Origin of the sequence: Leptospira weilii, assembly GCF_006874765.1 — a bacterium.
Taxonomy (GTDB): Bacteria; Spirochaetota; Leptospiria; order Leptospirales; family Leptospiraceae; genus Leptospira; species Leptospira weilii.
On record NZ_CP040840.1, the window covers coordinates 1,616,621 to 1,630,000 of the forward strand.

The 13,380-nt window shown below is 42.3% G+C and carries 10 protein-coding genes (1 of these 10 running past the window's edge); 5 read left to right on the forward strand and 5 right to left on the reverse strand.

Annotation, left to right across the window (positions count from 1 at the left end):
* Window positions 1–602: 602 nt before the first annotated feature.
* Together FHG67_RS07630 and pyk are read right to left on the reverse strand one after the other, a co-directional pair.
* Window positions 603–1,574 (reverse strand): sensor domain-containing diguanylate cyclase, encoded by a 972-nt coding sequence (locus tag FHG67_RS07630; RefSeq protein ID WP_002623389.1) that lies wholly within the window; start codon window positions 1,572–1,574, stop codon window positions 603–605.
* A 617-nt stretch (window positions 1,575–2,191) separates the two neighbouring features.
* Window positions 2,192–3,619: a pyruvate kinase gene (gene pyk, locus FHG67_RS07645; RefSeq protein ID WP_004501908.1), complete on the reverse strand. Its 1,428-nt coding sequence runs from the start codon at window positions 3,617–3,619 to the stop codon at window positions 2,192–2,194.
* A 104-nt stretch (window positions 3,620–3,723) separates the two neighbouring features.
* On the opposite strand from pyk, the gene FHG67_RS07650 reads away from it, so the two are divergent.
* Genes FHG67_RS07650 through FHG67_RS07660 form a run of 3 tightly spaced genes read left to right on the forward strand, consistent with a single transcriptional unit; the run spans window position 3,724 to window position 6,558 of the window.
* The gene (locus tag FHG67_RS07650) at window positions 3,724–4,629 is read left to right on the forward strand and encodes a histone deacetylase family protein (protein WP_085986084.1); all 906 of its coding nucleotides are present in this window, start codon (window positions 3,724–3,726) and stop codon (window positions 4,627–4,629) included.
* A 2-nt stretch (window positions 4,630–4,631) separates the two neighbouring features.
* Window positions 4,632–5,447 (forward strand): hypothetical protein, encoded by an 816-nt coding sequence (locus tag FHG67_RS07655; protein ID WP_004500301.1) that lies wholly within the window; start codon window positions 4,632–4,634, stop codon window positions 5,445–5,447.
* Window position 5,448: 1 nt separating this feature from the next.
* Complete coding sequence (locus FHG67_RS07660; protein ID WP_004496705.1) at window positions 5,449–6,558, forward strand: PP2C family protein-serine/threonine phosphatase; 1,110 nt, start codon at window positions 5,449–5,451, stop codon at window positions 6,556–6,558.
* Window positions 6,559–7,066: 508 nt separating this feature from the next.
* Here FHG67_RS07660 and FHG67_RS07665 read toward each other — a convergent pair.
* The 3 genes from FHG67_RS07665 to FHG67_RS07675 all read right to left on the reverse strand — a co-directional run bounded on the left by FHG67_RS07665 (window position 7,067) and on the right by FHG67_RS07675 (window position 11,392).
* Window positions 7,067–8,821, reverse strand: coding sequence for a hypothetical protein (locus FHG67_RS07665; RefSeq protein WP_004500242.1), 1,755 nt, complete (start codon window positions 8,819–8,821; stop codon window positions 7,067–7,069).
* Window positions 8,822–8,904: 83 nt separating this feature from the next.
* A complete protein-coding gene (locus FHG67_RS07670) occupies window positions 8,905–9,390 on the reverse strand; it encodes a putative lipoprotein (RefSeq protein ID WP_036075866.1) in 486 nt (161 codons plus the stop codon).
* 61 nt (window positions 9,391–9,451) lie between these two features.
* Window positions 9,452–11,392, reverse strand: coding sequence for a glycoside hydrolase family 36 protein (locus tag FHG67_RS07675; protein ID WP_036075865.1), 1,941 nt, complete (start codon window positions 11,390–11,392; stop codon window positions 9,452–9,454).
* A gap of 122 nt (window positions 11,393–11,514) precedes the next feature.
* Between FHG67_RS07675 and FHG67_RS07680 the strand changes: the two genes are divergently transcribed.
* Entirely contained in the window at window positions 11,515–12,153 is a 639-nt protein-coding gene (locus tag FHG67_RS07680; protein ID WP_004496707.1) for a ribonuclease D, read from the forward strand.
* Window positions 12,150–13,380, forward strand: partial view of a DNA repair protein RadA gene (gene radA, locus FHG67_RS07685; protein WP_004496695.1) — the 5' portion only. It continues 149 nt past the right edge of the window; the window shows 1,231 of its 1,380 coding nt (coding positions 1–1,231); it begins with the start codon at window positions 12,150–12,152; the stop codon falls past the right edge of the window. Before FHG67_RS07680 ends, radA begins: the two co-directional genes overlap by 4 nt.

The following is a 13,380-nucleotide window of genomic DNA, read 5'->3' on the forward strand; positions in this document are numbered from 1 at the left end:
TAACCTTACCCACAAATTAAGAAGACTTTTGGGATAATAAGGATCAAAAACTGATATTTTTCAAGTGTTCCGACAAGAATAAGGCTTTTTACTTGCAAAAAGTATAATTTTCTGATAGAGAAAAATTTCCAGAACCTTTCCGCCTCCAAACTCAGCGCCTCGCTCTTCAGCAGAGCTCGTCATCCCACCCAAAAATAAGGGTGGGAACTAAGTTTCACGGGGGATTTTGTCGTAATTCCGACAAATTGATCTTGAGATCCCATTACTTGTGGGTAGGGTTATGCTATAAAACAGAGTACCGTCAATTTGAACACAAATCCCACGTTTTAGGCATTCTATTATGTAGAGATGAGTAATCCGCTCATTTCAATGAAACAGAAGGAAAAGTAATGTTTCAACAACTCTAACGACAAACCGCGGGGATTTGTCATCCAAATATACGGAACTTTATACAGAAGTCAATAAAGCGGTTGTTGTTTTCTCAAAGGAAGGGAGTAGAGATAAAGGTTGAAATTCTGTCAGTCGTCCGCTTCATCAAAGATGAGAGTTTTTCTTGTTTTAAAAATGAGAATGTGTCGTGCGTGGTGTTTTGAGATCGGTTCTTACTGGAAAGAGGAAAGGTTCAATCTATCGGAAGAATGAATTTCGGTAAAATGGGTAAACCTGTCACGTCCTTCCGTTTTTGATGCGTATAACGCACGATCTGCGGATTCGATCAGATTTGTCAAGCAGGCATTGTCTTCGATCGGAAGGGCTCCTCCGAGAGGAAAAGTAAGGGTTGAAATGCCGATACTGATGGTAATGGATCTTTTTTCCCAAGAAAATTCTCTGATGGCTTGAATCAATCTTTCTGTGATTTCTATGGAATCCGTTTGCGAAGCATTTGGTAAGGCGATAATGAATTCCTCACCGCCGTATCTTGCCAGAACGTCGCATTTGCGTAAGGTTCTAGTGAGTAAGAGGGCGATTTCAATGAGAACCTTGTCTCCCGCCGGATGGCCAAAATTGTCGTTATAGTCTTTGAAAAAGTCGACATCAATCATCAACAAAGAAAGGGAAGTTCCCTGATTTTGCGCGAGGTGAATCAGACGATTCAAATCTTCGCTGAAAGCTCTTCTGTTCTTGAGTTTTGTCAACGGATCTGTAGAGGCCTGTTCAAACAACTTATCGTTTGCGACTTTGAGTTCGGCCGCAAGTTGACTGATTTTGCGATTGGATTCGATCATTTCGCTGATATCCTTTCCAGTCACATAAATTAAACCGGAATTAAGATCAGGAGAGGCCGTCCAGGTAAAATATTTATAGTTTCCATCCGCACAAATATAACGATTTTGGAAAGAGAAAGTCGGCAAGCCTTGGTTTAATTTTTCGAATTCCTGAAAAGTAATTTCCTTATCCTCGGGATGGAGCAAGTGAAATGGGTTTCTTCCAACCAATTCCTCTTCTTTCCAACCTAGAGTTCGTTCGAAAGCAGGATTTACTAATAGAACTTTGCCTTCTAAGTCTACTATTGACAGTAGATCTATAGAATTATTCACGAGTTTTTCAAGATCGTATTCTTTTTTAAAGTTCATCGTTGTCTATTTCCATTGATTTAGTTTTTTATGGAGATACGAGAGATTGATTTTCATTTTTAGAACATATTCGTAAAGTCTCGTCATACGAAACGCATTCAAAGAATCGAAAAGTTTTTCGATGTTGTATTACTTTTTTATACTTCATACTTTTCCTCAAATGAGAAGAAAATAAATGAGGTTTTGAAAAAGAAGTTCTTGTTTTTGTCATAAGAAATCGGCTTGAGAATTGTTATAAAAAAGTTTTTATACGAAAACAGAATGATTCGTCGATTCTATTCTTTACAGATATTTTCTTTTGCCATTATGGTAAAATTGTTGTTTGAGTCCAATTTTATAACTAAAAAGAGAAACTGGAAAGTAAAAAATGAAAATAAGAAACGAAACCGATGGAATAAAATGTATTCAAATTATAGAATGTTTCTTTTGGCGGGATTTAAATTATAAAAGCGGAAGATTGTTGAGAAGCATATTCCTACGTTGCAATTCTACACGAATTAAAATTTGTCAATTGATAATATGAATTCATGGTATGGCTCGATATCTTTTAAAGGTTTCATCCGAGAAAGATAGATGAGCGAAACATTTTTATTTTTTTGGGTTTGTAGGAAAATGACTCAGTGGATTTGATAAATCTGTAAAAAGTCGACGCTACGTACTGTGGTTCCCGGAGCGCCGGAAAGAATCACAATCTTGTCTCCCGGAAAGAGGAATTCATCCTCTTTGAGTTTTTGGTTCATGTATGCGATCATATCTTCCAACCTTGTAAAAAAAGGCATTACGAAAGGTATCACACCTCGATAGAGTTTCATCTTTCTTGCTGTGGTGACAAACGGAGTGAACGAATAGATCGGAACCTTCGGTCTCATTTCCGAAGTGATCAAAGCGGAATAGCCGCTTCTTGTAAAATTAACGATCGCTTTTGCGTGAATTCCGTGAGCGATTTCTCTCGCGGCATTTCCTAAAGCGGTTCTTTCGGATTCTAAGAATGTCTTCTTAATATTCCAGTGGATTTCGTAGATATGGTTGATGGTTTCCGTTTCTTGAATGATCTTCGACATGATCTCTACCGATTCCAACGGATAATGACCGCTTGCGGATTCCGCAGAGAGCATCACTGCGTCTGTTCCGTCCATCACTGCGTTTGCGACGTCGCTCGCTTCGGCGCGGGTCGGTCTCGGATTTTCGATCATTGATTCCAACATTTGTGTCGCCGTGATCACCGGTTTGCCCGCTTGATTGAGCTTGTGGATGAGTTCCTTCTGAAGGATCGGGACTTTTTCCGTTTCGATCTCGACCCCAAGATCCCCTCTTGCAATCATGATTCCGTCCGCGCGTTCTATGATTTCTTCTATGTTTTTGATCGCTTCCGGTCTTTCAATTTTTGCGATCAATCCGGTGTAGGTTCCTTGCAATGAAGATCTGGCCAATTCCAAATCTGCAGCCGTTCGAACGAAACTAAGCGCAACGTAGTCCACTCCGAGAGAAAGTGCAAATTTCAAATCTTCTACGTCCTTTTCGGAAAGAGCGGGAGCGGAGATCGGAGTTCCGGGAAGATTAATTCCTTTGTTACTCCATAATATGCCGCCCACGATCACTTTTAAAATTGCGGAGTCCGGCTTTTTAAAAATGACTTTCAGTACTAGCTTACCGTCGTCGATGAGAATCTTATCTCCTTCTTTGATATCTTGAATTAGATTTGGATAGGTGCAGCCGATCGTATGTTCGTCGCCTTGGAAATCCGCGTCGGGGACAATTTGAATCTCTTGATTTTTATGGAGTAAAATGGAATTGAGTTTTAATTTTCCGGTTCGAATTTTCGGACCTTGCAAGTCGGCCATGATTCCCAATGGAAAACCGGAGGTTTGTTCGCATTTGCGTAACGTATCGTAAACTCTTTTGTGAGAATCGTGAGTTCCGTGTGAGAAATTCATTCGAGCGATATCCATTCCCGCTTTGAGCATGGAAAGGACGGTCTCTTCGGAAGAAGAGGCAGGACCGATGGTACAAACGATTTTGGTTTTTTTCCAGTTCGGGATTTTCATGAACGGTAATTATAGATAAACGCCTTCCATTGTTCCAGCTAATATTTCCTCTTTACGAACGGAAACCGAAAAATAGAATGAACCAAAAATAGGCGTCCATTTTCTTGGAGAAGCAGCTAGAACGAATTGGTTTGGTTTATCATCCAGATTATAACATAGATCTGGGACCTCATATATTTCCGGCAAGGAAGTACCAAATGATTTACGATCTTGTAAAGCAAGATCGTAAACTCGCAAGTCTTTATGTATACAAGCCCGAGCCTGCTAGGGATAAAGATTTGGCATTGGTTCATACTAAGGAATTTTTAAAGGACTTTTTTTCTCTCAAAATCACCGAAAGAACCCAATATTCGGAGCTTCCGCTTACGAAACAAATCGTTCAAAGTTTTGTTTTAGCGGTGGGAGGCACGATACTCGCCACCGAACTGACCGGGAAATACAAGTTCGTTTATCATATTGGCGGCGGTTTTCATCACAGTATGCCCGATCGGGCGGAAGGATTTTGCTATTTGAACGACGCGGCGATCGCGGTTAAATTGTATCAAAAGGCATATCCTGGCAGAAAAATTCTCTTTATCGATTTGGATCTTCACCAAGGCAACGGAAATTCCGTTATATTTCAGGAAGACTCGAACGTGTTTACGTTTTCCATGCATCAGGAAAATTTGTATCCTAAAAAAGAGAAGTCGGGACTTGACATCCCTCTTGAAGAAGGAACGGACGACGGAAAGTATCTGGAACTTTTGTTGGAATCTCTGCGCAAGATCGAATCCGATTTCAAACCGGATTTGATTTTTTATATCGCCGGGGCCGATCCGTTCGAAGGAGATTCCCTCGGTGATTTAAAACTCACGCTTCAAGGGCTACGAAAGAGGGATAAGATTGTCAGAGACTTTGTCCGTACGTTAGACGTTCCTGCCGTGATTCTTCCGGCGGGAGGATATGCAAAGGACTTTTACGATACGGTGACGATTCACTACAACACAATCAAAGTGTTTGCGACCGATTGACTATGAGTATCTTTTCTGATTCCGATAAGAAAAAAGGAAACCCCGGGTTTTGGGACGGTCAAGACCTGGGAATGATCGACATTTCCAGAGAGTTTCAGACTTCTCTCGGAATTGAAAACAGGCTTTTCAATCGTTTTTCGCAAAACGAAGTACAAGAGATGCTTGAAAATTCGGGAATCTTTCGGGTCCTTCAGGCGAGAGGTTATAAGGATTACGGGATCTTTTTGGACGGGATTTCCGACATGGACAATCGGATTTATATCAAAAATCCTTCCGACGAAATTCTAGTCCACATGCGCTTGAAATTTTCCGACTTTCAGTTTAAAAAGCTGGATCAATCCTATAAACTCGTTTATATTGACTGGCTCTTGACCCAGAACTTAAGGATGAAGCATATGAGAGCCAAAAAGAAACTGTTTCAGGGTCAGGAATATCCCGGACTTTCTCTTATGAACGAGATCACTGGATTTATCAGAATTCTCGCCACAAAATTAGGCGCTTACGGAGCTTTCAACATTCCGGAATATTTTCATGACGCCGTTTTGTTTCATAAGTCCTTTCAGTTTGTGGATCCCGAAAAGGAAGGGAAATTCCGTGCGATCCTTCATTCTTTCAAAAGAACCAATTTGAGAGAATTGAGCGAGCAAATTCACAACGAAAAGATCTGCGAGGCTTCCACGAAAAAACTTTACGTTTGGAAATACGGAGAAATGGTTTCCTGCATCAACGGGTATTTTGAATCTGCGCTTTTCGACGAAGAATATTATAAAAAAGTGGAAAAGATCGTTTCAGAGACCCAATATTTAAGGAAAACTTAATATGTTGGGATTTTCCTTAAGACCAGAAATTATCATTCTCGACGACGACAGGGACGTCGGAGAAACCCTCGAACTCATCCTGAATAAGCTAGGATATCAGAGCGTATTTTTCGATTCCGTAGAGCAGGGAAAACAATACTTTGAAAGGGAATTAAACCCGATCGTTTTTCTCGATATTCATATGCCGGGCACGAGCGGTCTTGAAATCCTTCCCTACTTTAAAAGTTTAGACCCAAAAACTCAGGTGATCATGATGACCGGAGAAAGGGATATCAACAACGTGGTCACGTCTCTTACGCACAAAGCGAGCGACTTTTTGCTCAAACCTTTTTCGATTCAAACGGTTCAGATAGCTATTCAAAAAGCATATGATTATTATGTTATTCTAAAGGAAAAAGATCTGCGTGAAGAGGTTATCATGCGGGATCTTCGTCTCGCTTCCAGGGTTCAGGGAAAAATCTTTTCGATTCCCGATCTGAGTCCGTACAAAGTGGAAGCGGACGTGACTCCGGTTTCCTTCGTAAGTGGGGATTTTAACGTGATTCTTAAAAAGGAAAAGTCGATCCTTTTGCTTTTGGGGGATGTGGAAGATCACGGCGTCACTTCCGGGCTCATTGCGCTTCTGATGACAACTCTCGCTAGAGAAGAGTTTAAAAATTCGCATGACCCGTCCGTTATTCTCAAAAGGATGAACCAAGAACTTTGTTTGAACATCGGGACCCACAGTATGACCGCCGCCTGTGTGATTTTTTTTCCGAGCGAAAAGAAGCTGGTTTATGCCAGGGGAGGACACCCTTTTCCGGTTCATTTTCACAAAGAGGGTTTTTCATTCTTAAATGAAAAGTCGGGCCAACTAATGGGCATTGTGGAAGACTTGGATTTTCCGAGTTACGAAACGAACTTCGAGGATAAGGATGTGATCTTTCTTTTTTCCGATGGGATTATAAACAATCTCAATCATCCCTTGATCGAAGAATTGAATCGGATCCACAAGTCGGGTCAGGACTCCGTTAAAGGTATGAAAAATGCTTTGGACGATTTTGTCCGTTCTTCGATTCCTTTGAAAGAATATAGGGACGATTCTTCTTATATTCTTTTAGAGATTCATTGAAAGTTTTATTTCCAAGAAAGGCCGATCTTTTTGTTGTAAGAATTTTTTGCGAAACTCCGGTTGGAAGTCGGTCTGTTTCTATTGGCAATATTATAACTAACGTGAGTTTGATATACTTCAATCATCCAAAAATCAGGAAAATTCAGGCACAACGCTTCCTAACGTAACCAACCCCACAAATTAAGAAGGCTTTTGGGATAATAAGGGTCAAAAACTGATATTTTTCAAGTGTTCCGACAAGAATGAGACTTTTTACTTGCAAGAAGTATGATTTTCTGATAGAGAAAAATCTTCCGAGCCTTTCTGTCTCCAGGCTCAATGATTTGCTCCCTACGGGTCGCTCATCACCCCACCACCCAAAAATCAGGGTGGGGTAAGTTTCACGGGGGATTTTGTCGGAATTCCGACAAATTAATCTTGAGATCCCATTACTTGTGGTGCCCTTAGGAAGTGCGACACTTTAGTTTCTTATTCGCCCAAACTTTCAACCGCCGAACTCACGTTAAATTTAATCCTCTTCTTGGAATTGAAAAAGCTCGTCCGGAATTTCTTTTATGGATACCATCGGGAATGTTCCTTTTCGAATATTAAAAAAAGCAAGTTCAGGAAAACTAAAGAACAAGGATTGAAACCCCTTTTGAAATCGCTCTCCTCTGTCTAAGGGTAAGGCGAGTATTCCGATTAAAGTCGCGCCGAGCCCGGTCGTCAAGTTCACGATTCCGTAGAAAGGTCGAACCCAAAACACGTCGTCCGTAAAGAGAAGAAAAAAGTGGTCTTCTCGATTGGATTTGTAGATCGAGGAGCTGAGCGTAAGCGATTCCTTAAAGTGGGTTTTCCAACTCGGGTTTTGTTTTAATAGTTCCGACAATTTTTTTCTTCGATAAGAAAGGAAAATTTTTTTTCCTTCATTCTTCCAGTTATTGGAAATCCAATGGGATGCGTAAAACGGAATGAACGCGAACGAAAATCCGAAGTCGATCTTTTCGCTTGGAAAAGGAATTTTTTTTCGATCAAACGAGTCTTGTACGTTTTTGAGGACTTCGGTCGTACAGTTTTCAAATAGAAGATGGAATGGATAAAGTTTTTTTAAACGGACATGATATTCCAGCTCTCTTGCCTTTGCGAGTTTCAGATATTCTGCGAGTACGGAATTTTCAGGCAAGCGCATCGGAATCAGGAATTTATTTTCTCTTTGAGGAAGCAATTTGTCCCAGGTCACTCGAATCGGAATCGCGGTTCCGATTCCTTTTTGCAATTCAAAAGCTCGGTTGGATGCGTCTTCCCAAATTTGATATTCTTTTTCCGTTAGTTCCTTTAGGGCGGAGATCTTTTTTCGAGCGAGTGATGCGATTGCCGAGGTTTCCTCGGTGATATGTTGAAGAGCCTGTGTGTCGTCGGAATCTTTCCGGTAAACGATTTGCGGATTATCCGGAAAACTGGATAAAAACACCGGAGTCCCGATGAGGATACTTTCTTCGATCGTGTGCAATCGCCCGAGGGTTACAAGTGCGCTGTAAGCCCAACCAGGATCCCTTTCGGATAGAATCTGGATCAGTCCTTCGGTTTGTTTTGCGTTAAAATTCTCCAAGAGAGTTTTTTCTCGTTCGGTTAAGGATTCTTTTGTATTAGAAATTATGAATTCTTCGTTTAAGGACCATTCTTCTGCGAGAATTTGGCATAGTATAATTCCTTCTAGTATATCGCGAAGTTTTAAATAAGATCCGGGCTTGAAAAACGGGAACTTATCCCGGCTCATTTTTTCGGGAAGCGGAGGGAATTCCATTTTCAGAAGTTCGTTGTTTGGAAGGAGAATTTCGTCTTTTAGGGTTTGTTCCAGATGACTTAGAAAATTTTTCCCTAAGGCGGCTGTAAGTTTTGCTTTTAGATCCTTGGTAAGTTTCGATTTCCCCTCTGGAGTGAAATATGCGGTCGCTCGGAGCCCGATTTTTTTTTCAGGAGAATTCAATTCTTCAAGGAACTTAGTTTCTTTCTTCAGCATTTCCAGGTTTTGCAGATGCCGGAACTGAACGAGATAAAGATGATTGAGTTCCGATTCTAAGATGGACACTTCTTTTTGCGTAAGCTTCAATCTCGTAAGCACACTTGTCCGATTGGATATTATGTTGTAATCGAACGCGAAGTCGTCGTAGGTTTCCCGAATCAAATGGAAGATATCGTCCGGAAAAAATTGATAATGATAGACTTTGTTTCCGACTCGAATGCCCGTGTGCCCGCCGCTGGACTGACCGGTGTTTGCGTCCACATAAATGAAATCGACCGTTGTGGGTGTGGAGTGGAGCCCTGTCGAAAAGAGCAGGGCTATAAGGAGAAGGGCGAGAAAAAATTTCAGAGTTGATGGAATCCTTTACGAATAGATTCTACGATTTCCGGCTTGGAAGTTCCAAGTCCTTGTACGAAGGTTTGAAACGCATCTTCGTCTATTCCCGCTTTTCTAAGTCCGCTTCCGATTCCCAAATACGTTACCCGCAACGACTTCCAGTTTGTGAGTCCGTTTCGAAAAGCTAAAGTGGAGAGATCGTTTTTGAATTCGATCTCTTGAAATCCGTTTTCAAAGTGCATCGCAGTTAAATCGCGAACGTCTTTGAGATACGCTTTTTCTTTCTCTTCGTCGTTGCCAGAGGAAGAAGAAAAAATGGAACTCACGGAAACAGAAAGTGACTTGATTGACTTGGAGAGACTTTCTAACGAATCGGAAGATTTGCTGAGGGATTCGACTCCGGTGGAGATGGATTCGGAAATAAAACAGTGGTTGAGGCTGATTATGGTAAGTCCTAGTGTCAGGGAGATGAGTAGTTTTTGAATGCGTTTCATCGGGTCGAATTCTCCGTTGGTTAGTTTGTCGGTTGGAATTTTACTTTTTCCTTTCATGGAGTCAAACAACTTTTGCGGTTTGTAATACCACGGAACCGAATGCAGGAAGTTTTAATTTGAGAATTCCATTTTTCGAAGAATATTCGAGGGACTCGGGAACTTTTCCTGTCCAGTAGTCCGGAAATTGTTTGAGTTTAGAGACGAAAGGAACTCGGATTTCGATCGTATTTTCTTCTTCACTTGGATTCCAAATTCCTAAAAAGCCTGCGGGATTGTAAAGCGCCGATGGAAACGATCCGGAAGCAATTCCGATCGGAACGGGAGTTTTACTTCTGCACTTGACTCCGAGTTCCAGTATTTTTTTTAAAAGTGCGAGTCTTTCTTCTCCGATTAGGGAGAGATCGTCGCTTACGAGAATCATTCCGCCGCTCACTGCCATTACGCTCGCCATCAGTTGAGTTTGTGCGAGAGTCATGTGATTTTTACTTTCTCGAACCAAAAGGCAGTCCGGATCGTTGTACCATAAGTTTCTGTGCATCGAAGAGCGAGTGATGTCGTTAATCAGGGCTCTTTCGGTACTGAGCGCATGTTTGTCCTTTGCGAGAATTCTCGTTTTTTCTCTTTCCCAGAAAGGCGCCACGTCACAACCGATTCTCATCGCATCGAACAACCCGATTGACGGATAGATCGGCGCTCCGCATCCGAGAAGGAACGCGTCTTTACCGACGACTTTACGGATGAATCGAATCGTGTCCGTATAACGTTTGTGAGGCGAGATACTCCGATCGTAGGTCCAACCGGGAAGAAGGGCGGCGTATAAGAAGTCTAGTTTGAGATACGGATATCCGTTGTCCTTTACGATCGTTTTTAGGACGTTCTCTAGAAAATCTCGGGAGGTGGGATGAGTGACGTCGATACAATACGTGTAGTCCATTCCCCAGTGAGGGTTCCAAAGCGCAGGTACGGGCTTTCCGTCTCGATCTTTGAGGATGGCTTCGGGATATTTCTGATAGAATTCGGATTTTTTTCTGACGAGAAAGGGTGCGAGCCAAATTCCCGGAGTCAATTTTTCCCTTCGGATTTCTTCGGCTAAAAGTCTCATTCCTCCGGGAAATCGGTCGTTCGTGGTCAGCCAATCCCCGATCTCTTTTTGATAACCGTCGTCGATTTGAAAGAATTGAATCGGAAGTTTTTTCTCTTTTACAAGTGCGAGATTTTTCAAAATGATTTTTTCGGAAATTTTCGTGTAGTATTGGTACCAAGAACACCACCCGGTTGGAACGGGCGTTGCGGAGAGTTTTACTTTATGAGTTTTTCCTAATTCGCCGAAATACTTTTTTAAAAATGCTTCCGGGGCTGTCGTAAAACGAGTTATTGCAATTGGAGTGAGGGAAAGTTTATTCCCTCTGAAATCTTCGTAGCGATAAAAGTCGTAGATCAAGGAAATTCCGGAATCGGGAATCCAGGATTTCTTTTTGGAGTTTTCCAGTTCTTCTTTTCTTTGAGGAGAAAGGACTCTGAACTTTACCCCCTGTTCTCCGGGACCGATTGCCCCTGCAAAATAATGCGAATCCTTTGTGGAAGATATCAGAAGTATCATTCCTTCGCTTTGCCAATCCCCTCCGACACCGGAATGATTCGTATAGAAATTTTCCTGAGAATATCGAAGGAAATCCAATCTTGGCGATTCGTCTGCGTCTGCAAGGGAGTGAACGGTGGAAAGACTCCAAGATTGATAACCTTGTTGGAAGATCTTCGGTTCGCCTAACATGTGCGGCGGGAGTTCTATTTCCAGATTGAGAATTTCGGTTCCGGCTTTGGGTCTTTGTTCTCCGATCCATTCGAGATGCGGTTTGAATGTTTCGTTCTTCCCCGTTTTTTTATGACCAAGGGAAAGGCAAAAATTTCCGCAGTCACTGGAAGTTTTGGTTCCTTTGCCGGAAATTTCAAATGAGGATGTAAAGGAATTCTCATAGACTTTGTATCTTAAAATGGCTTTCATATTTTCCATCGCTGTCGATGAACGTGTTTATTTTTTTCAAACGGAAACTTTTCTATAATTATAGAGTCTCTGTTTTGTAATTTTGATTCCCGAAACCGCACGGTACGGATTATTATGAATTTATGCCTCCAAAACCTTCAACTATAAAACCAGAGCTTTTTCTCGGAGATCTTTCGGAAAAAAGATTTGAAGAGTATAAGGCGGATGATCGCCTAGCGGTCGACTGCGAGATGATGGGACTCAATCCTAGAAGAGATAGACTTTGTGTCGTACAGATTTGCGATTCTTCCAATAACGTAAGTTTGGTTCAAATTTTCCCCGATCAAAAAGAAGCCCCATTACTTAAGTCTTTGTTCGAAAATTCGGAAATCGTAAAAATTTTTCATTTTGCGAGAATGGATTCTCTCTTTCTTCGTTATCGTTTGGGAATCTCTTTGGAGAACGTTTTTTGTACGAAAATTGCGAGCAAACTTGCGCGGACATACACGGACAAACACGGTCTTAAGGATCTCATCAAGGAATTTTACGACGAGGTGATCGATAAGAAAAATCAGTCTTCCGATTGGGGAAAGAAAATTCTTACCAAAGATCAAATCGAGTATGCGAGCGGCGACGTAAAGTATCTGATTTCCCTCGAACAAAAACTCACAGAGATCCTCGTAAGAGAAGGCAGGGATTCCCTTGCCAGGGAGGCCTTTCGTTGTCTTCCCGTTTTTAATCAGATCGATTGGCTTGAGATGCCTTCCCTTTTCGAACATTGAAAAAGAAACTCACTCGAACTTTTATTTGTCAGTCTTGCGGTCAGGATTTTTCTCGTTGGGCGGGTAAATGCGAATCCTGCGGGAATTGGAATTCGATCGTCGAAGAGATCGGCGGTGAGAGATTTGCTCCCTCCAACGGAAATTCCCGGAAAAATAAATCGTACCAAGAGCCGATTCCTTTAGACAGAGTAGAGGAAGAATCGCTTGAAAGGATGGGAACTGGTCTGAAAGAACTCGATCTCGTCTTGGGCGGCGGATTGGTTCCGGGTTCTCTGACCTTGATTGGCGGAGAGCCCGGCGTCGGAAAGTCCACTTTGGTTCTTGAAGTTTCACGTTATCTGACACAGGCAAATAAAAAAGTTCTCTACATTTCCGGCGAAGAGTCCCCTTCTCAGATTCGAATGCGGGCGGAAAGAATGGGATTTCGTTCGTCCAATCTACTGCTTACTTCTGAAACTTACGCGGAGAATATTTCCGCAATGATCGAAGGCGAAAGGCCATCGGTGGTTTTTGTGGATTCGATTCAAACCATCGCAAGAGAAGCTCTTCCGAATCAGGCCGGAACCGTCACTCAACTGAGAGAATGTACTCAAGTTTTGCTCGAAACCGCCAAACGATCCGGAATTCCGATTTTGATGACGGGTCATATTACGAAAGAGGGAACGATTGCGGGTCCGAAAGTTTTGGAACATCTTGTGGACACGGTTCTTTATTTCGAAGGGGATCGGCTCAATTATTACCGACTGCTCAGGGCGGTTAAAAATCGTTTTGGCGCCGTGGGGGATCTTGCGATTTTCGAAATGTTTTCGGGCGGTTTACGAGAAGTAGGGGATCGAAATCGTATCTTTGTCAGCGCAGGTGCGGAGGAAAGAAGCGGTTCCGTCATCAGCGCCGTGTTGGAAGGTAGTCGAGCTCTTACCGTGGAAGTGCAGGCTTTGGTTAGTAAAACCGGTTTTGCTCAGGCAAGAAGAATGGCGGAGGGGCCGGATACTCGCCGTGTGATTTTGCTCGCTGCGGTGATCGAAAAGTATATCAAAATCAAATTAGGGGAATGTGATCTATTTAGCAATCTTGCGGGAGGTTTGAACGCGGATGAACCTGCTTTGGATCTCGCGATCTGCACTTCGATTATTTCCAGTTATCTCGATCAACCTCTTCCGAAAGGAACCTGCGTTCTGGGCGAGGTCGGTCTTTCGGGAGAGGTCCGCAGTATCGGGCAAGCTAATC

Excerpts from the sequence above, each read along its gene's own strand:
- FHG67_RS07630 (WP_002623389.1), bottom strand. The coding sequence starts at position 1,574 with ATGAACTTTAAAAAAGAATACGATCTTGAAAAACTCGTGAATAATTCT.
- FHG67_RS07660 (WP_004496705.1), top strand. The coding sequence starts at position 5,449 with ATGTTGGGATTTTCCTTAAGACCAGAAATTATCATTCTCGACGACGAC.
- FHG67_RS07655 (WP_004500301.1), top strand. The coding sequence starts at position 4,632 with ATGAGTATCTTTTCTGATTCCGATAAGAAAAAAGGAAACCCCGGGTTT.
- pyk (WP_004501908.1), bottom strand. The coding sequence starts at position 3,619 with ATGAAAATCCCGAACTGGAAAAAAACCAAAATCGTTTGTACCATCGGT.
- FHG67_RS07675 (WP_036075865.1), bottom strand. The coding sequence starts at position 11,392 with ATGAAAGCCATTTTAAGATACAAAGTCTATGAGAATTCCTTTACATCC.
- FHG67_RS07680 (WP_004496707.1), top strand. The coding sequence starts at position 11,515 with ATGCCTCCAAAACCTTCAACTATAAAACCAGAGCTTTTTCTCGGAGAT.
- FHG67_RS07670 (WP_036075866.1), bottom strand. The coding sequence starts at position 9,390 with ATGAAACGCATTCAAAAACTACTCATCTCCCTGACACTAGGACTTACC.